The organism is Saccharopolyspora sp. NPDC047091 (assembly GCF_040643635.1).
Classification (GTDB): Bacteria; Actinomycetota; Actinomycetes; order Mycobacteriales; family Pseudonocardiaceae; genus Saccharopolyspora_C.
In genome coordinates this window covers 1-17,427 of the sequence record NZ_JBEYUS010000005.1, presented here as the reverse complement: position 1 = coordinate 17,427, position 17,427 = coordinate 1, and the positions used below count along the sequence as shown (strand labels likewise).

At 72.2% G+C, this 17,427-nt stretch carries 13 protein-coding genes; 6 read left to right on the top strand and 7 right to left on the bottom strand.

Annotated elements, in window-relative coordinates; all coding sequences use genetic code 11:
* Positions 1-213 precede the first annotated feature (213 nt).
* The 4 genes from ABZ805_RS03915 to ABZ805_RS03900 are packed head-to-tail and all read right to left on the bottom strand — an operon-like array spanning position 214 to position 5,722.
* Complete coding sequence (locus ABZ805_RS03915) at positions 214-807, bottom strand: ATP/GTP-binding protein (protein ID WP_224966597.1); 594 nt, start codon at positions 805-807, stop codon at positions 214-216.
* Positions 808-820: 13 nt separating this feature from the next.
* Entirely contained in the window at positions 821-1,660 is an 840-nt protein-coding gene (locus ABZ805_RS03910; protein WP_358433911.1) for a DUF742 domain-containing protein, read from the bottom strand.
* 46 nt (positions 1,661-1,706) lie between these two features.
* Positions 1,707-2,114 (bottom strand): roadblock/LC7 domain-containing protein, encoded by a 408-nt coding sequence (locus ABZ805_RS03905; RefSeq protein ID WP_184485825.1) that lies wholly within the window; start codon positions 2,112-2,114, stop codon positions 1,707-1,709.
* A 20-nt stretch (positions 2,115-2,134) separates the two neighbouring features.
* Positions 2,135-5,722 carry a nitrate- and nitrite sensing domain-containing protein gene (locus ABZ805_RS03900; RefSeq protein WP_358433908.1) on the bottom strand — a complete coding sequence of 1,196 codons (3,588 nt, stop codon included), beginning with the start codon at positions 5,720-5,722 and terminating at the stop codon, positions 2,135-2,137.
* A 686-nt stretch (positions 5,723-6,408) separates the two neighbouring features.
* On the opposite strand from ABZ805_RS03900, the gene ABZ805_RS03895 reads away from it, so the two are divergent.
* Genes ABZ805_RS03895 through ABZ805_RS03885 form a run of 3 tightly spaced genes read left to right on the top strand, consistent with a single transcriptional unit; the run spans position 6,409 to position 8,810 of the window.
* Positions 6,409-7,176 carry an ABC transporter permease subunit gene (locus ABZ805_RS03895; protein ID WP_358433906.1) on the top strand — a complete coding sequence of 256 codons (768 nt, stop codon included), beginning with the start codon at positions 6,409-6,411 and terminating at the stop codon, positions 7,174-7,176.
* Positions 7,173-8,012 carry an ABC transporter permease gene (locus ABZ805_RS03890; protein ID WP_358433903.1) on the top strand — a complete coding sequence of 280 codons (840 nt, stop codon included), beginning with the start codon at positions 7,173-7,175 and terminating at the stop codon, positions 8,010-8,012. The genes ABZ805_RS03895 and ABZ805_RS03890 overlap by 4 nt, the downstream gene beginning before the upstream one ends.
* A gap of 3 nt (positions 8,013-8,015) precedes the next feature.
* Positions 8,016-8,810 (top strand): ABC transporter ATP-binding protein, encoded by a 795-nt coding sequence (locus ABZ805_RS03885; protein WP_358433900.1) that lies wholly within the window; start codon positions 8,016-8,018, stop codon positions 8,808-8,810.
* Positions 8,811-9,125: 315 nt separating this feature from the next.
* Here the strand turns inward: ABZ805_RS03885 and mdlC (ABZ805_RS03880) are convergent, their stop codons facing one another.
* Positions 9,126-10,721 (bottom strand): benzoylformate decarboxylase, encoded by a 1,596-nt coding sequence (gene mdlC / locus ABZ805_RS03880; protein WP_358433898.1) that lies wholly within the window; start codon positions 10,719-10,721, stop codon positions 9,126-9,128.
* A 267-nt stretch (positions 10,722-10,988) separates the two neighbouring features.
* On the opposite strand from mdlC (ABZ805_RS03880), the gene ABZ805_RS03875 reads away from it, so the two are divergent.
* The 3 genes from ABZ805_RS03875 to ABZ805_RS03865 all read left to right on the top strand — a co-directional run bounded on the left by ABZ805_RS03875 (position 10,989) and on the right by ABZ805_RS03865 (position 14,557).
* Positions 10,989-12,044 carry an ABC transporter substrate-binding protein gene (locus ABZ805_RS03875; RefSeq protein WP_358433895.1) on the top strand — a complete coding sequence of 352 codons (1,056 nt, stop codon included), beginning with the start codon at positions 10,989-10,991 and terminating at the stop codon, positions 12,042-12,044.
* Between the two features lie 104 nt (positions 12,045-12,148).
* Positions 12,149-13,150, top strand: a complete 1,002-nt coding sequence (locus ABZ805_RS03870) for an ABC transporter substrate-binding protein (protein ID WP_358433892.1) — start codon at positions 12,149-12,151, stop codon at positions 13,148-13,150.
* A 243-nt stretch (positions 13,151-13,393) separates the two neighbouring features.
* Entirely contained in the window at positions 13,394-14,557 is a 1,164-nt protein-coding gene (locus tag ABZ805_RS03865; RefSeq protein ID WP_358433889.1) for a lipase, read from the top strand.
* Positions 14,558-14,604: 47 nt separating this feature from the next.
* Here ABZ805_RS03865 and mdlC (ABZ805_RS03860) read toward each other — a convergent pair whose 3' ends face one another.
* Both mdlC (ABZ805_RS03860) and ABZ805_RS03855 read right to left on the bottom strand, forming a co-directional pair.
* On the bottom strand, positions 14,605-16,188 hold the full coding sequence (gene mdlC, locus ABZ805_RS03860; RefSeq protein ID WP_358433886.1) for a benzoylformate decarboxylase: 1,584 nt from the start codon (positions 16,186-16,188) through the stop codon (positions 14,605-14,607).
* Between the two features lie 61 nt (positions 16,189-16,249).
* The coding region (locus tag ABZ805_RS03855; RefSeq protein WP_358433883.1) for a hypothetical protein at positions 16,250-17,427 on the bottom strand (1,178 nt) is incomplete at its 5' end.

Below are 17,427 nucleotides of genomic sequence, written 5' to 3'. Positions count from 1 at the left end.
GGCAGGTAGGCCGGAACCGGAGGGCCGCTGGGCGGTGCGAGAGGCGGTGTGGCGCAGGTCCCCGAGGCCGGGAATCCCGGCCACCCGCGCGCTGCTACCGCGAAGAACCGGCGCGCCGACGGCGCCGGACCGGAGAGCGCGCCCGCGCACGGCGCGCCGCTCGGTTCTCCTGGAGCGCGGCCTCCCTCCCCAGAGGGCCGCTGCTCCGGGACGTCAGCCCTTGGCTTGGGACTGGGACGCGGGCATCGCGAGGCGCTGCCGCATCGCGTGCTCCACCAGCGTGATCAACGCCTGCTTGGTGGACTGCCGGTTGCGGGCGTCGCAGGAGATCATCGGCACCGACTTGTCGATCGTCAGCGCCTCCCGCACGTCCTCCATGTTGTGGTGCAACATGCCGTCGAACGTGTTGACCGCGACGACGTACGGCAGCTGCCGGTCGTCGAAGAAGTCGATCGACGCGAACGCGTCCGCGAGCCGGCGGGTGTCCACCAGCACGATGGCACCGATCGCGCCCTTCACCAGGTCGTCCCACATGAACCAGAACCGGTGCTGCCCGGGCGTGCCGAACAGGTACAGGATCAGGTCGGAGTCGAGCGAGACCCGGCCGAAGTCCATCGCGACCGTGGTGGTGACCTTCCCGGGCGTCGAGCTGAGGTCGTCGACCCCCACGCTCGCCTCGGTCATCACCGCTTCGGTGGTCAGCGGCATGATCTCGGAGACCGAGCCGACGAAGGTCGTCTTCCCGACGCCGAAACCACCGGCGACGACGATCTTGGTCGAGGTCTTGCCGCTGCTTTGATTGTTCATGATCGCCCGGGGATCAGAGCTTCCGGAGGCCACTGAGCACCCTCTCCAAGAATTCCATCGACGGTCCGTCTCCCACGACCATGCCGTTCTCGTGAATGAGGACCAGGCCGAGTCCGGCCATGTCACCGATCAACACCCGCACCACGCCGAGAGGCAGCCGCAGATGGGCGGCGACCTCGGCGACCGACCTGGCCTCCACGCAGAGCCCGCAGATCGAGCGGTGCTCAGGCGTCGCCGGGTTGCTTTGCCCCCGGCCGCGCTCGCTGGTGGAGACCAGCGTCTCGATGGCAAGATCATAATCGGTACGCGTGCGGCCCCTCGTGCGGGCATAGGGTCGCACCAGGGAGCCCGTTTCCTGCATCTCCCCGTGATCCACCGGACCACCGGGAATGGCCGGCATCGATCCGGAGATCGACGGCAGCGAACCCGACACGGGCGGCATCGACTGCGACAGCGACGGCATCGAGCCCGACGGCGGACCGCCGTCGTAGCGCCCCTGCCCGCGCGTGCCCGCCTGCGAGTCCCACCCGGAGCGGTCCCGGCCCTGGCCGGACCCCGGCTGGCTGTGCCCGTACGGGACGTCCAGCGGTGAGCCGTGCTCCGGGTTCGGCACCGAGCCGGAGGACACCGACGGCATCGAGGACGACGACATGCCGGAACCGAACAGGTCGGCACCGGGCCCGCCGAACAGCGCGCGGCTGTAGTCGGACCCGCTCGACGAGCCCGGCCACGAGTCCGGTTGACCACCGCGCGGGTCGTCGAGGAAGTCGTCCTGCCAGGAGTCCGCGCCGCCGTGCCGGTTGTACGCCCGGAACGGGTCGCCGTCCCAGTTCGGGTCGGGACCCGAGGTCATGGCGAACCCCCCTCACACGTCGCCGAATAGCACGGCACGGCGAGCGTCATCGCCGGACCATGCCCTGCAGCTGCGCGCGGAGCTCCGGCGTCAGCTGCTTGCCGACCCGCTCCACGAGCAGGGTCATCTCGTAGGCGACCAGGCCGATGTCGGCGTTCGGGGCCGCCAGCACCGCGAGGCACGACCCGTCGCTGATGGACATCAGGAACAGGTAGCCCTGCTCCATCTCCACCACGGTCTGCGTGACGTCGCCTGCCTCGAAGCAGCGCGCCGCGCCCTGGGTGAGGCTGACCAGGCCGGAGGCGACCGCGGACAGCTGCTCGGCGCGATCCCGCGGCAGGCCCTGCGAACCTGCCAGCAGCAGGCCGTCCGCGGAGACCACGACGGAGTGCGCGACGCCGGGAACCCGGCGCACGAAATCGGTGATCAGCCAACTGAAGCTGTTCTGGCTCATGGGTTGCTGGACGGACCCGGTCACTCCTGCTCCTCGGGACGGCTCGGGGTCGAGCGGGGCGGTTCGGTCGAGACTGGTTCTGCCTTTGCGTGCCTACCACGCCGGACGCCGCTCTGGAAGTTCGACATCCGTCCGCGGACGGCATCGGCCGAGCGCGGCGCGGCGGGTTTCACGGGTGCTGGAGACTGCGAACGAGGTGCGGCAGAGCCCGGCACCAGGTTCGACTTGGGAACCCGCTTGGGCAGCCCGGCGGCAGTGGTCTCCTGGGTTTGGCGGGTTTGCGCCACCAGTGCTTCGGCGGCCTGCCAGCCCACATCCGCCGAACCCCAGCCCGGGTCGTGCGGCCCGGCCAGGATGTGCCCGCCGGTGTCCGCGGAGCCATCGCTCCCGACACCGATCGAGCCGGTCGTGTCGAGCGGGTCCGAACCGGACAGCGGTTCGGCCTGCTGCTGTTCCTCCGCCTCCCGGCGGGCCTTGCGGCGGCCGATGGCCGGCGCCGGGTCCTCGGGGACGTCCGGGGTGTCCGCGGCCTCCGATTCGAGCGGCATCGAACCGGCGCTGGGGGCGGTGGCCTCCGGGGTCGGTTGGTCGCTGCCCTCGCGGAACCACTGCGACAGCACCGCCTCGTAGATCGGCAACCGCTCGGTCGGAGCGTCGTCGCCTTCGCGGCGGGCCTGGTGCGCGTAGCCCAGCGGCGGCGGAGTCGTCCCGGCGCCGTTCGAGGCCGGGGCCGGTTCCGGTTCCGCCGGAGCGCCCGCGCCCCAGTCGAAGTCGTCCGGGGGGAGGCTGATCTGCTGGGTCTTCTCCGCCTCGAACGGGCTGTGGAAGAGGTCTTGCGGTCCGCTGCCGACCCGGCCCAACGTCGTCGTCACGTCCTCACCGAGCTGCGGCGCGTCCAGGCCGGGCGGGGTGCCGCACTGGCCGTCGAAGTCCGGATCGCGGGTCTCCTCGTCCGGCCAGACCTCGGAGGTCTGCTCGGCGCGGTTCGCGGCCGGGCGGGAGGCCTGCGGTTCGACGTCGCGGATGGCGGCCTGCTCGGCGGTGTGCCAGCGCGGCACGTCGGTGACGCCGAACGCGTCGCCGGTCGCCACGCGGAACGAGTAGTCGCCGGGCTCCGATTCCTCGGCGGCCTGCTGCTCCTCGTCGGCGTCCTGCCAGTCGACCTCCTGCTGTTCGACCTCCGGGTGCCGGGCGGCGGCCGGTTCGGGCTCCGGCTCCGCGGCGGGCGCCTCGAAGTCGAGGTCGGTCACCGGGTCGTCGTCCTCGGTGACCCACACCGGGGAGACGTGCGTCTTCTCGATGCCGCCGTGCCCGTTGACCGCCGCCTGGGAGCCGGACCGCTCGGTGGGCCGCTCCGGTTCCGCCGGGTCCACCGGGGTCAGCTGCGTGGACGAGTCGGTGGGGCGCCCGTTCGCGGCCGCACCGCCGAACGCGGCGGCCAGACCCAGGTTCGTGCCGGTGTCTCCCGAGTCCCGGTCGTCCGCGGCGACCCGCTGCACGTCGGGCATCGGGCGCGGGCCGTCCGGGGTCAGCTGCACCACGAACTCGCCGGAGACCCGGACGCTGGCGGTGACGCCGCCTTCCAGGTCGCCGTTGTTGCGCAGGTCCACCCGGATGTCGTGGCGGCGGGCCAGCTGCCCGACCACGTACAGGCCCATCCGGCGGGACACGGCGACGTCGATCTCCGGCGGCCGGGTGAGCCGCTCGTTGATCTCGCCGAGCTCGGCGGCGTCGATGCCGACACCGCGGTCCCGGATCTCCAGCACCAGTTCCTGCCTGCGGTAGGCGGTGCGGACGGTGACCTCGGTGTCCGGGTTGGAGAACACCGTGGCGTTCTCCAGCAGCTCCGCCACCAGGTGCACGAAGTCGTTGACCACGCGGCCCTGGATGCCCAGTTCCGGGGAGTCGGCGACCGAGACGCGGGTGTACTGCTCCACCTCGGAGACGGCGGCGCCGACGACCTCGGTCAGCGGCACCGGCTGCATCATCCGGCGGGTGAGGTCGGTACCGCCGAGGATCAGGAGGTTCTCGTTGTTCCGGCGCATGCGGGTCGCCAGGTGGTCCAGCTCGAACAGGCTGGAGAGCTGGTCCGGGTCCTGCTCGTCCTGCTCCAGCCGGTCGATCAGGGACAGCTGCCGCTGCACCAGGGTCTGGCTCCGGCGGGCCAGGTTCACGAACAGGTCGTTGACGTTGTTCCGCAGCAGCGCCTGCTCGGACGCCAGCCGCAGCGCCTGCGAGTGCACCGCGTCGAACGAGCGGGCGACCTTGCCGATCTCCTCCCGGCTGTAGACCGGGATCGGCTCGATCTGCGCGAGACCGCCACCACCGCCGGTGCCGGACTCGTTCAGGATCGCCCGGACCGCCTCCGGCAGCCCGCGGTCGGCCACGTCCAGCGCCGAGCGGCGCAGCGTGCGCAGCGAACCCAGCAGGGAGCGGGCCACGACCAGGGCGATCGCCACCGCGACGATCAGGGCGAGCAGCGTCGCCACGCTGATCGCGATGGTGCGCTGCTGGGCGCCGGCCGCGGCGTCGTCGGCCGCGGCGTCCAGGCTGTCGTGCAGCTTGCCGCCGACCTGGTCGATCAGATCGACGCTGGTGTTCGCGACCTTGTCCCACTCCTGCGCGTCCAGCGAGTTCAGCGGCTGGCCGCCGCTGTCGAAGGCGAGCGCGCTCTGCGACATGCTGTTCGCGCGGTCGACGTCGGCGCCGGTGACGCTGTCCGCGTAGAGCTGCCGCTGGGGTTCGGTCGCGACCGCGTTGAAGTCGCTGATCGCGGTCTCGATCCGCGCTTCGGCGGCCAGCAGCTCCCGGTTCTGGTCGGTGCGGAACTGGCCGGCCCGGATCGCGTCGTTGAGCAGCGCGGCGCGCAGCGAGGCGGCCTCCTGCGCGTCGGCGATCGCGTTCGTGGCCAGCGTGAGGCGCAGCAGGTTCGAGTCACCGATGTTGCTGACGCCCTGCTGACCGAGGTCGAGCAGGGAGTCGATGCTCTGGCTGTAGGTGCGCAGCACGCCTTCCGGCGGGTACTGGGTGTTGTCCACCGAGTCGCGGAGGCTGGCGAGCCGGTCGCTCAGGTTGTTCGCGGCGACGCGGTACTCGGCGGCGATCGACTCGTCGTTGCTGCCGATCTGGTCCTTGAACTCGGCCAGCTCGGTGTCGACCTTGCCGCGGGTCTCGTCCATCGGCGCCTTGTCCCCGGAACGGCCGCTCGCGACGTACGAGACCGAGAGGTCCCGTTCGCGCTGCAGCTGGTGGGTCAAGTCGTCGGCGGCCCGCTGCAGGTTCACCTGCTGGTGGGTCTGGTCGAGCAGGCGGGCTTCGCTCACGCCGTCGTAGACGTGCAGACCGCCGAACACGATCGCGCTCAACAGCGGGATCAGCAGGACGGCCAACAGCTTGGTGCGCAGTCGCCAGTTGCTCAGTCGCCAGTCGCCGGGACCGCTGTCCTGGCCGCTCCGGAGCTGGGCGGAACCCATGCTCAGCGCAGCGCCCTGACTTTCGGTGCCGAGCGACTGACCTTCGGTGCCGAGCGCCTCGCCCATGTGGTGGATACCGGCGTCCGCCTGCTCCGTGCGGCTCAGGCGCTCGCGACCTGTGTCTCCTCGGGCCACTCCAGGCTTCCTCTTCCGACAGCAGCGGAGGCTCGCACCGCTCACGAAAAATCTACACTTGCACCGTGCTCCGGACCGAACCCGCAGTTCAGCGGGCCGATTCTGGACACGAGGCGCGACCTGGCACTCGTTGTGACGGTACCGGGACGCCTCGCGTTCCAGCGCAGCACAGAGTACTTGCGACGACCGTCGACGGGGAAGTGGGTAAGGCCACGGAAGGTAACGTAACCGGCTGCGACTTTCACTCCAAAGAGGAGAGTCGGCAGTGTTGATTTTGCCCGTCACTCACCGTGTCCGCCGGGCGCTTCGAAAATCCGAAACGCCCGACCTACCACCCGTTCGGGCTATCACCTAGGCTCACCACCGGCTCTGCGGCCCCGTGGGTCCTGGTCGACGACGACCACGTCGAGCGACCGTCCGACAAGTACTGGGAGCACCTTAGAGCCGCGCTCGACACCACCGTCGCCTGGGTGATCATCATCGTTCCGACCAGCGACGACGGTGGCGGTGTGGACCGTTCGCAGCACCCGGTTGGGCCACCTCGCCGACCGCCGCACGGACACGCACCGCGACCCCGGAAACCCACGCCGTCCACGCGAGGAGAAGCAGTCAGGATGCGCACCGCCGCCGGCCGCGACCCCGGCCCCCGCCACGACCCCGGCGCACCACCGAAGAGGAGCTGACCGGTGGCCCGACTCGCTCGCGGCCTGGCCGGGCTGGCCGGTCTGCTGGTGGTGTGGGAGCTGTGCTGCGCGTTCGGCCTGCTCGACGCCCGGTTCGTGCCGCCGCCCTCGGTCGTGGGCCCGCGCATCGTCGAACTGCTCGGCGCCGACGCCGACTTCGCCCTCGACACCATCGCGACGGTCCTGACCTTCCTCATCGCGCTCGTGCTGGCCGCGGTCATCGCGATCCCGCTCGGCCTGCTGCTGGGCAGCGTGCGGCCCGCCCGCGTCGCCGGGCTCACCGTGGTCGAGTTCCTGCGCCCGCTGCCCGCGGTGGCGCTGCTGCCGCTGTTCATGCTGCTGCTCGGCTCCGGGCCGGAAACCAAGATCACGCTGGCCACCTACGCCGCGCTCTGGCCGATCCTGTTCAACACGATGTACGCGCTGGACGAGATGGACCCGCTCTACACCGACATCGCGCGGTCCTTCGGGTTCGGCAAGGTGCGCACCATGTTCACCGTGGCGCTGCCGCACGCGGCGCCGTTCATCGCCACCGGCATCCGCATCTCCGCGTCGATCGCGCTGGTCGTGGTGGTCGTCGTCGAGCTCATCGCGGGCGGGGCGCGCGGCGTCGGCACGTTCATCCTCGAAGCCAGCAGCGGCGGCGGGCAGATGGACCTGGTGCTGGCCGGAACCGTGATCGTCGGCGCCATCGGATATCTGATCAACTCCGGGCTGCAGCAGCTGCAGCGCAGGCTGTTCGGCTGGACCGCGAGCCGGGAGGAACTGTGACGGCACAACGGACCGAACCGACCACCGCCCCGGTCGCCGGCGTGCGGAACTTCCTGGGCAAGTGGGGTCTGCTGCTGGTCCTGCTCGTGCTGTGGGAGCTCGCCACCCGCGCCGCGGGCAACGTGTACTTCATGCCGCCGACCGAGATCGTCGCGCACGCCTGGCAGCTCTGGCTGACCGGCCCGGCATCTCGGTTGTGGCTCACCGACGCGGTGTTCCGCGACGTGCTGCCCAGCCTCGGCAGGCTGTTCGGCGGCTGGCTGATCTCCGGCGCGCTCGGTGTCGTCCTCGGCATCGCGCTCGGCCGCTCCCGCACGGCCGCCGAGTACGTCGGGCCGCTGCTGGACTTCTTCCGCTCGCTGCCCACCCCGGCGCTGGTGCCGCTGTTCCTGGTGCTGTTCAGCCTGGGCACGCCGATGCAGCTGGCCACGATCGTCTTCGGCACCGTGTTCACGGTGGTGCTCAACACCGCCGACGGCGCGGCCTCGGTGGACTCCGTCAAGGAGCAGACCGCGCTGGCGTTCCGGATCGGCCGGTGGGACTGGTGGACCCGGATCGTGCTGCCCGCCGCCGCGCCGAAGATCTTCGCCGGGCTGCGGGTCAGCCTCTCGCAGGCGCTGATCCTGATGGTCGTCTCCGAGATGGTGGGCGCCAGCAGCGGACTCGGCTTCCAGCTGGTCAACGCCCAGCAGCAGTTCGAGTTCGCCGACCTGTGGGCCGGGATCGTGCTGCTGGCGCTGCTGGGATACCTGCTCAACTCCGGCCTGCTCGCGGTGCAGCGGCGCGCGCTGAGCTGGCAGCAACGCTCCGACCAGCCCGCTCAAGCGAAAGGATGACCCGTGAGCACGATGCTGGAAGTGACCGGGCTCGGGCACACCTACCCCGGCAAGCAGCGGCACGTCGCCATCGAGGAGCTGGGCTTCACCGTCCGCACCGGTGAGCTGGCCTGCATCGTCGGCCCGTCCGGCTGCGGCAAGTCGACGCTGCTGCGGCTGGTCGGCGGGTTGCAGCGCCCCACCTCGGGGCGCGTCGAGCTGCACGGCACCGAGATCGACGGGGTCCCGGAGGACCTCGCCGTGGTGTTCCAGGACTACGGCCGCTCGCTGTTCCCGTGGCTGACCGTCCGCGGCAACGTGGAGTTCCCGCTGCGCACGCGCTCGGTGAACCGGCGCGAGCGGGCCGAGGAGGCGCTGGCCCAGGTCGGGCTCGCGGACGCGGCGAAGAAGTACCCGTGGCAGCTCTCCGGCGGCATGCAGCAGCGGGTCGCGATCGCCCGCGCGCTGGCCACCCGCCCCGCGCTGCTGCTGATGGACGAGCCGTTCGCGTCCGTCGACGCGCAGACCCGGTTCGAGCTGGAGGACCTGCTGCTGTCGGTGCGCGAGCAGCACGGCAGCACGATCCTGCTGGTCACGCACGACATCGACGAGAGCATCTACCTGGGCGACCGGGTGCTGGTGCTGTCCAAGTCGCCCGCGACCGTGGTGGCGGAGCTGGACGTGCCGCTGGGTTCGCGGCGGGACCAGATCAGCACCCGCGCCTCGGCGGAGTTCGTGCAGCTGCGCAGCCAGGTGGCCCGGCTGCTGCACTCGCCGGGGGCGCAGGAGACCGCGGAGATCGCCGCCCAAGAGGGCTGAGGCTCCCCCGCACGCGCACCCGCGGCCCGCGATCCGGCACTCGTGCCGGGCGCGGGCCGCGGTCTTTCTGGTCCATACCTGATTGCGCAACGTGGTCGAACCACACTCGAACGAGTGTTGTTCGAACACCATTCCATGGCCGTTCGCGCATTGATCGAATGCGCGAAACCGGAATTACCCAGCGGTAGCGATCACTCTCCGAATACGGCGAGCCGAAGCATTCGGGAAAAGTCTGGGGAAAATCCCCGATGTTCCCGGACCGCCCCGGCCCGCCGAATATCCGCGGGGGTTTTCCCTCGAATCAGCGGGATCCGATCAATACAGTTTCCGGGCGCTCGCGGCGACCGGCACGTGCAGCACCGTCGGACCCGGTTCGGCCATCGCCGCGGGCAGCTCCCGCTTCAGCTCGTCGAGGTCCGACACCCGGCGGGCCGCACAGCCCATGCCGCGGGCGACCGAGACGAAGTCGATGCCGCCGAGCTCCACGCCGGGCAGCTTCCCGCCGTTCTCCGTCTCGCCGAGCACCCGCACCGCCGCGTACTCCTCGTTGTCCAGCACCAGCATCGTCAGCGGCGCCTGCTCCTTGGCCGCGGTCCACAGCGCCTGGATGCCGTACATGCTGGCGCCGTCGCCGATCAGGCCCAGCACCGGCCGGGACGGGGCGGCGAGCGCGGTGCCCACCAGCGCGGAGATCCCGTAGCCCAGCGAACCGCTGGCGCCCGCGTGGAAGTCCTGCTCCGGCGAGTCGAACGGCAGGTGCCGCTGGATCGTCTGCTTGTGCGTCGGCGCCTCGGTGACCACCACCGCGTTCTCCGGCAGCAGCTCGCGCACCAGGCTGATCACGTGGTCGGCGGCGGGCGGGGTGCTCAGCGGCGGCAGCTCCGGGCGCGACCAGCCCGGCGCGACCGGGCGGTCCGAGGGCGCCACCTCCGGCAGCAGCTGCCGCAGCGCCTGGGCCAGGCCCGCGTGCACGCCCCGCAGGTGCCGGGTGCGCGCCAGGATCTCCGGATCGTCGCTGATCACGAAGCCGCGCGGGTGCGGGTGCTCCGGTTCGCCGCGGTAGACGTGGTAGGTGAACGCGGGGGCGCCGAACACGGTGACCAGGTCGTGGTCCCGCAGCGCGGCGGCCACCGCGGGCTCGGCGGGCTGCAGGAACCCGGCGAACTGCGGGTGCGTCTCCGGGAACGAGGAGCGGGACACCATCGGCGAGATCCACACCGCGGCCCCGGTCCGCTCGGCCAGCTCCACCAGCTCGGCGACCGCGCCCGCCTCGATCACGGCGGGGCCGACGACGAACGCGGGCCGCTCGCAGTCGCGCAGCGCGGCGGCCAGCTCCGCGATGACGGCCGGGTCGGCGGCGGGCGGGGAGATCGGCTGCGGTGCGGACACCGGCTCGCCCGGCTCGTCCCAGTCGTCGGCGGGCACCGACAGGAACACCGGACCGCGGGGCGCCTGCATCGCCATCTGGTAGGCGCGGACCAGCGCCAGCGGCACGTCCGCGGCCCTGGCGGGCTCCAGCGACCACTTCACGTACGGCTTGGGGAACTGCGCGGCGTCGGTGGCGCCGAGGAACGGGTCGTGCGGCAGCAGCCTGCGGGTCTGCTGACCTGCGAGCACGATCATCGGGGTGCGGTTGCGGTAGGCGCCGAACACCGCGCCCAGCGCGTGCCCGAGCCCGCCCGCGGAATGCAGGTTGACCAGCACCGCGTTGCCCGTCTGCTGGGCGTAGCCGTCGGCCATCGAGGTCACCACGGACTCCTGGAGACCCAGCACGTAGCGGAAGTCGTCCGGCCACTGGTCCAGGAACGGGACCTCGGTCGTGCCGGGATTGCCGAACACGGTCGTCAGGCCGAGCTCGCGCATCAGGCCCCGCGTGACGTCGCGCACGGTCGGCATGTCAGCTGCCTCCATCACCATTCTCCTCAGCCGGTCCGGACATTCCCGTATTTCCCTCAAATACGCGAAAAACCGTCTACGAGCCGCGCAGGACTACGCCGAGACCCGATGCAATTACTTTTCGTCACCAGGCACGAGATCACCTTGACACGCTCGGGTAAGTGCGATTCCAATCCTATTGCAGCCTGTTATGCAGGCCCGACGTGGGCTTCCGGCGCCACCCCGCTCGGCTAGCTTCGTTCCACCGTTCCGCACCCGCTCGCCCCGAGGAGGCACCCCCGCATGCCGAGCAGACCGACCGGATCCGCACCACGTGGAGCTCGGCGGCGCGTCGTTCGCGCGCTGCTGTCCATCGCCACGATCGGCGTCTCGACGTTCGCCCTGAGCGGTTGCGGCCTGCTCAGCGGTGCCGGCGGGTCGAGCGATGGCGGCAACGGCACGCTGGAGAAGACCACCGTCGTCGTGGGCTCGCTGCCCGCCCTGTCGCAGGCCCCGATCGCGGTGGCGCAGGCGAAGGGCTACTTCGCGGAGGAAGGCCTCACCGTCAAGGTGCAGCCGGTGTCGGACGGTCCGGCGGCGCTGACCTCGCTGATCTCCGGGCAGAACGACGTGAGCCTCGGCAGCTACACGGCGCCGATCAAGGCGCAGGCCACCGGTGCCGCCGACCTCAAGATCGTCAGCGAGATGATGATCTCGGTGCCGAACAACATGAACATCATGGTGCTGCCCGGCTCCAAGATCAAGAAACCGGAGGACCTCGCCGGCGCCAAGATCGCCATCAGCGCGCCGGGAGCCATCACCGACATCGGCACCAAGGCCGCGCTGCAGGACCGGGGCATCAACGTCGCCGACGACCAGTTCGTGCGCTTCGGCTTCCCCGACATGCTGCCCGCGCTGCAGAACGGCCAGATCGACGCCGCGGTGATGACCGAACCGTTCATCACCCAGGCCGCCAAGAACGCCGGTGCCGTGTCCATCATGGACGCCTTCTCCGGCGGGACCGCGGACTTCCCGGTGGCGGGCGCCGTCACCACCTCGAAGTTCGCCGAGGAGAACCCGAACACGCTGCAGGCCTTCCAGCGCGCCGTGCACAAGGCGCAGGTCACCGGTCAGAACCGCGCCGAGGTCACACCGCTGCTGCCCCAGTTCGCCAAGATCACCCCGGAGCTCGCGCCGATCGTGGAACTCGGCAAGATCCCCACCTCGATGGACGCCGCCCGGCTGCAGCGCGTCGCGGACCTGATGGTGCGGTTCGGCCAGCTCGACAAGCCCGTCGATGTCGCCGAAATGCTGGTCCAGCCGCCGCCGTTCGACGATGATTCGGACGGTGGTGCGTGATCGCGCACCGCTAGTCAGCTCGAGCCGGATTCGCCGGCGGCCGGGGCGGGCCGCCGGCGAATCGCTGTCCGGCCCCGGTTCCGCCCCGGCGAGGAGGCCCGGCCATGAGCGCTGCTCGACCACCCCGACGGTTAACGACCCGGCGCGGACTGCTCGCCGCCGCGGGATCGGCCGCCCTGCTCGCCACCGGTGGCTGCGGACTGCTCGGCGGCAGCCGGGTCAGCGGCTCCAACGACAAGGTGGAGCGGGCCACCATCCGGGTCGGGACGCTGCCCACCACCGAGTACGCCCCGCTGGCGCTGGCCGTGCGGCGCGGCTACTTCCAGCACGAGGGCCTCCAGGTGGAGATCGTCACCGCCACCGACGGCAGCGCCGCGCTGAGCAGCCTCATCGGCGGCGACTACGACGTCGCGCTGAGCAGCTACGTCCCGCTGCTCACCGCGCAGGGGCGGGGCGCCGCCGACCTGCGGATCGTCGCCGACGCCGGAGCGGCGGCGCCCGGCACCGCGGTCGTCATGGTCCCGGCGGACTCACCGGTGCGCGATCCCGCCGAGCTCGCCGGGAAGGTCATCGGCGTCAGCGCGATCGGCACCGTCTCCGACCTGCTGGTGAAGGCCGGGCTGAGCACCCGCGGCGTCGCCGTGCGGGACGTGCGGCTCGTCCCGATCTCGTTCCCGAACATGCCCGCGGCGCTCGCGCAGGGACGGCTGGACGCGGCGCTGCTCACCGAACCGTTCATCACCATCGCCACCCGCGAGGGCAGCGCCCGCACCCTGTTCGACTCCGCGGTCGGGCCCGCCGAGGGGCTGCCGCTGAGCGGCTACGGGGCGACCGCCCGGTTCGTGCAGGACAACCCGCGCACGCTCGCCGCGTTCCAGCGCGGCCTCACCCGCGCCACGCTGGAATCCCGGGACCGGCGGGTCGTCGAGCCGCTGCTGCCGGACGTCGCCCGGATCTCGCCGGAGGTCGCCGCCGAGACGAAGCTCGTCGAGTTCCACACCGTGCCGGACGGGGCGCAGGTGCAGCGGGTCGCCGACCTGATGCACCGCTTCGGCTTCCTGGACCGGCCGCTGGACGCGAGCAGCATGATCGCCGCGCACCCCTGATCCGAGGGCGCCGGGCCGTTCCCGGCGCCGGACCGGCCGTTCGTCCGGCGCCGACCGGGCCGATCACCCCACACCGACCGGACCGATCACCCGACGCCGGACCGGGCCGAACGCCCGGCGCCGGACCGGGCCGAACGCCCGGCACCGGAAAAGGTGTGGCACCGCCCGGCCCTCCGGCTGGAGGATGAGCGCGCGCCGGGGAACGGCGCACCGACACGAACCACGGGCGGGCGACCACACGCGATGAACACCGGCTGGACCACCACTCCCCTCACCGCCGAACTGCTGCGCGGCGTCCTCGAACTGGAACCGACCGAGCGCGGGCTGCGGCCGCACCGGCTGCCCCGCTGGGCCCGCGAGCAGTGCACCGACCTGCAGCTGTCCATGGTCGAAGCGGAGACCGCGGGCGTGCGGCTGGCCTTCCGCACCGCGGCCACCGCGATCGAGCTGGAGACCGTGCCCACCAAGCGGGGCATGGCGGGCGCCCCACCCCGGCCGGACGGCTGCTACGACCTGCTCGTCGACGGCGAACTGCTCGCCCGCACCACCGTGCCCGAGGGCGACCGGATGGTCCTGGACCCGGCGACCGGCACCGCCGACGTGCAGCCCGGGCCCAGCGGCACCGCCCGCTTCACCGGACTGCCCGCCGGGGACAAGGACGTCGAGATCTGGTTGCCGCACAACGAGATGACCCAACTCGTCGCGCTGCGCACCGACGCCCCCGTCGCACCCGCCGCCGACCGCGGCCGACCGGTGTGGCTGCACCACGGCAGTTCGCTGAGCCACGGGTCGAACGCCACCGAACCCACCTCGACCTGGCCGGTGCGCGCCGCGCTGCTCGGCGGCGTCGAGCTGATCAACCTGGGGCTCGGCGGCAGCGCGCTGCTCGACCCGTTCACCGCGCGCACCATGCGCGACACCCCGGCCGACCTGCTCAGCGTCAAGATCGGCATCAACCTGGTGGGCGGGGACCTGATGCGGCTGCGCGCGTTCACGCCCGCGGTGCACGGTTTCCTGGACACCCTCCGGGACGGGCATCCGGACGCGCCGCTGCTGGTGATCTCGCCGCTGCACTGCCCCATCCACGAGGACACGCCGGGGCCGGGCGCGGTGGATCTCAGCACCGGGGTGCTGAAGTTCCGCGCCACCGGTGATCCGGCGGAGCGGGCGCAGGGGAAGCTGACGCTGCGGGTGGTGCGGGACGAGCTGGCGCGGATCGTGCGGCAGCGGTCGGCGGCGGACCCGAACCTGCGGTACCTCGACGGCGAGGAGCTCTACGGCCCCGCCGACTACGCCGAACTGCCGCTGCCGGACGAGCTGCACCCGGACACCGCCGCGCACCTGCGCATCGCGGACCGCTTCGCCGAGCGGGCCACCGCCCCCGACGGCTTCTTCACCGCCAGGTGAATGGCCCATCCGCCCAACGGGGCTGGGCGGATGGGCCATTCACCTGGTCAGTAGAGGTGGCGCTGTTCCGCGGCCACGTGGACGTGGAGCAGGCGGGGGCCCGGTTCGGCGCGGGCCAGCGCCTCGTCCAGCTCCTGCGGAGTGCGGATGGTGTCGGCCGGGCAGCCGAGGCTGCGGGCCAGCGCGGCGAAGTCGGTGCCGCCCAGCTCCACCCCGGGCAGCTTGCGCCCGCCACCGGCCGCGCCGAGCACGGCGACGGCCGCGTAGCGGGCGTTGTCCAGGATCACGAAGGTGACCGGCGCCTGCTCCCGCACCGCCGACCACACCGCCTGGATGCCGTACATGCTGGACCCGTCGCCGAGCAGCGCCAGCACCGGCCGCGACGGGTCGGCGATCGCGGCCCCCACCGCGGCACCGACGGCGTAGCCCAGCGACCCGGAGGCGCAGGCGAAGAACCCGCCGTCGCGGGAGGTGATCGGGAAGTGCTCGTGCAGGTCGTTGCGGTGGCTCGGCGCCTCCTCCACCACCACGGCGTCCGCGGGCCAGGCCGCGCGCACCCGGGAGAGCACGTACGCGGGCGGCAGCGGGGTCGCGGGTTCCGGCGACTCGGGCCGGGCGCACGGTTGCGGTTCGGGCCGCCACTGCGCGGCTCCGGCCAGCTCGGCGACGCGGCGCACCGCGTGCGCGACGGACCCCAGCACTCCCCTGCCGCGCCGGGCGCGGGCGAGCACGTCCGGGTCGTCGTGCACCAGGAACATCTCGGGCAGCTCGTCGACGGCCTCGCCCCGGTACACGTGGTACGTGAACGCGGGAGCGCCCCACACCACCACCAGGTCGTAGGCGGCGAGCTCGGCGGCCAGCAGCCGTCGTTCCGGCTGCAGGAATCCGGCGAACCGCGGGTGGTCCTCCGGGAACGAGCAGCGCGCCGACAGCGGCGCCACCCACACCGCGGCCCTGGTGCGCTCGGCGAGTTCCACCAGCTCCGGCACGGCGCCCTCGTGGTCCACGGCCGGGCCGACGACGAACGCCGGGCGGGCGCAGCCGTCGAGGGCGGCGGCGAGTTCGGCGAGCACCGCCGGATCGGGCGCCGGGTTCGGGGTGTCCGGGCGGACGGGCACCGGTGCGCCGGGCTGGTCCCAGTCGTCGGCGGGGATGGAGACGAACACCGGCCCCTGCGGCGCGGTCACGGCCAGCCGGTGCGCGCGGGCGAGCGCGGCGGGCACGTCGGCGGCGCTCGCCGGTTCGCAGCTGTGCTTCACGTACGGCCGGGGGAAGGTGGCCGCGTCGGTGGCGCCGAGGAACGGCTCGTCGAACAGCAGCGTCCGGGTCTGCTGCCCGGCGGTGACGATCATCGGAGTGCGGTTGCGGTAGGCGGTGAACACCGAGCCCAGCGCGTGCCCGACGCCGCCCGCCGAGTGCAGGTTCACCAGCACCGGTGCCCGCCGCGACTGGGCGTACCCGTCGGCCATCGCGACCACCACGGATTCCTGCAGCCCGAGCACGTAGCGGAAGTCGTCCGGCCAGCCGGTGAGGAACGGGACCTCGGTGGTGCCGGGATTCCCGAACACGGTGGTCAGCCCCAGTTCGCGCAGCAGGTCCCGCGTGACGTCCCGGACCGTCCGCTCGTCCATCCCCACCTCCCGGTTCGGTGTCCGCGATCAGCCCAGCACACCGGCGCGCACCGGTCCAGGCTCAGCGGGTCAGCTTGAAGCAGAAGGTCTTGGCCGGGGCGGTGAAGACCGAGTAGTTCGCAGTTCCCTCCGGGCAGGCGGACTCGCCCGCGGTGGTGTCGGTGGCGCCGACGACCTCGACGTCGGCCTTCGGGCTGCCGCACGGCACCTTGGTGTCGATGCCGGTCGGGATGGTGGCGCCCGCGCTGCTCGCGCCGGGCACCCGCTGGCAGTCGCCGACGACGACGTCCGGGACCAGGCACAGCCGGGTGCCGCCCCGGGCGATCTCGGAGTAGTCGCCGTCGCAGGCCTGGTCGTTCTGCTTGACCTGCACGATCCGGTGGTCGGAGTCGGCGGTGCCGCAGGCGGTGGTCTCGTAGGCGAAGGTCCGCTCGGAGTCGTCGGTGACGGCGACGCACTGGCCCACCTGGGGGGCCGCCTCGCCCAAGCCGACCTGCGCCGGGACGAGGGCGCCGAGCAGCAGCAGGGCCCCGCACCCGAGCCCGGCGCCGAGCAGCCCGCGCCTGCGCTTCGGCGGCGCGCCGGAAGCCGGGATCGAGGTGGGCCGCGGCCGGGCCTGGTCGGGCTGCGGCAGGCCGGGCCTGGTCGGCACCGGCCCCGCCGGGGCGGACGAGGACCGGCCGGGCGGGACTTGGTCGGAAGCGGACCCGCCGGACAGGACTTGGCCGGACAGGACTTGGCCGGAAGAGGGCTGGTCGGCCGGGAACCGGTCGGATGTGGCTGGCCCGGACGGAACCTGACCGGACGAGGGTCGGCCGGACGGGGTTGGGCCGTACGAGAACCCGCCGGGCAGGACCTGGTCGGACGGGATCTGGTCGGACGGGATCTGGCCGGACGGGATCTGGCCGGACGGGATCTGGCCGGACGGGATCTGGCCGGACGGGATCTGGCCGGACGCGAAAGGCCCGCCCGCCGCCATCCCGAAGGCGAGCTGCCCGAGCGGCGGCTCCACCGGCGCGAACCCCGGCAGCGGGCCGCCGTACTGCATGCTCCCGTACCGCCGGCCCTGCTCGGCGCGGTCCTGCTCGACATGGTCCTGCTCGCCAGGAACCTGCGCGCCGGGTGCTCGCTCGCCTGAGTCCCGCTCACCGCGGTCCCGCTCGCGGTGGTTCTGCCAGTCGTGGTCCCGCCAGTCGTGGTCCTGCCAGCCCGGGTACTGCTGGTCCGGCTGGGACGAGA

Excerpts from the sequence above, each read along its gene's own strand:
- ABZ805_RS03915 (WP_224966597.1), bottom strand. The coding sequence starts at position 807 with ATGAACAATCAAAGCAGCGGCAAGACCTCGACCAAGATCGTCGTCGCC.
- ABZ805_RS03910 (WP_358433911.1), bottom strand. The coding sequence starts at position 1,660 with ATGACCTCGGGTCCCGACCCGAACTGGGACGGCGACCCGTTCCGGGCG.
- ABZ805_RS03905 (WP_184485825.1), bottom strand. The coding sequence starts at position 2,114 with ATGAGCCAGAACAGCTTCAGTTGGCTGATCACCGATTTCGTGCGCCGG.
- mdlC (WP_358433898.1), bottom strand. The coding sequence starts at position 10,721 with ATGGAGGCAGCTGACATGCCGACCGTGCGCGACGTCACGCGGGGCCTG.
- ABZ805_RS03875 (WP_358433895.1), top strand. The coding sequence starts at position 10,989 with ATGCCGAGCAGACCGACCGGATCCGCACCACGTGGAGCTCGGCGGCGC.
- ABZ805_RS03870 (WP_358433892.1), top strand. The coding sequence starts at position 12,149 with ATGAGCGCTGCTCGACCACCCCGACGGTTAACGACCCGGCGCGGACTG.
- ABZ805_RS03865 (WP_358433889.1), top strand. The coding sequence starts at position 13,394 with ATGAACACCGGCTGGACCACCACTCCCCTCACCGCCGAACTGCTGCGC.
- mdlC (WP_358433886.1), bottom strand. The coding sequence starts at position 16,188 with ATGGACGAGCGGACGGTCCGGGACGTCACGCGGGACCTGCTGCGCGAA.